At 48.0% G+C, this 519-nt stretch carries 1 protein-coding gene and 2 tRNA genes; all 3 read right to left on the bottom strand.

From position 1 onward, the window contains the following. On the bottom strand, nucleotides 1-135 hold a 135-nt coding region (locus tag GRPL_RS27445), incomplete at its 3' end, for a GTP-binding protein (RefSeq protein WP_009484166.1). Between the two features lie 115 nt (nucleotides 136-250). Beyond that, a tRNA-Thr gene (locus tag GRPL_RS00035) sits at nucleotides 251-326 on the bottom strand. 5 nt (nucleotides 327-331) lie between these two features. Then, nucleotides 332-406: transfer RNA gene (locus GRPL_RS00030), tRNA-Gly, on the bottom strand. Nucleotides 407-519: the final 113 nt, after the last annotated feature.

Below are 519 nucleotides of genomic sequence, written 5' to 3' on the forward strand. Positions count from 1 at the left end.
GCGAGCAGAACCACCGTAGGTTTTAGCCAGAACGGTAGTGATTGCAGCAGTCAGCGTTGTTTTACCATGGTCAACGTGGCCGATAGTACCGACGTTAACGTGCGGTTTTGTACGTTCAAACTTTTCTTTAGACATCGATTGTCCCTCTAAGACACGGATAAATCGGTGATATCACCACATCAACCGGGCAACATGCCCGACTTGTTGAATGCAATAAACAGAGAGAAACAGGGAAGGAGAGATAAAGAAGTGGTGCTGATACCCAGAGTCGAACTGGGGACCTCACCCTTACCAAGGGTGCGCTCTACCAACTGAGCCATATCAGCACGTCTGGAGCGGGCAGCGGGAATCGAACCCGCATCATCAGCTTGGAAGGCTGAGGTAATAGCCATTATACGATGCCCGCATCCTGAAACTCGGCTACCCAGTTCTTTCTATAACAAAAAAAAGAGACTTATCTCTTTTTCTGTTTGAGTTGATTAGTTTAACCAAGCAACTCTGGCTTCGCAAAGCGTTGCC

It is taken from the genome of Klebsiella planticola ATCC 33531 (assembly GCF_000735435.1).
Lineage (GTDB): Bacteria > Pseudomonadota > Gammaproteobacteria > Enterobacterales > Enterobacteriaceae > Klebsiella > Klebsiella planticola.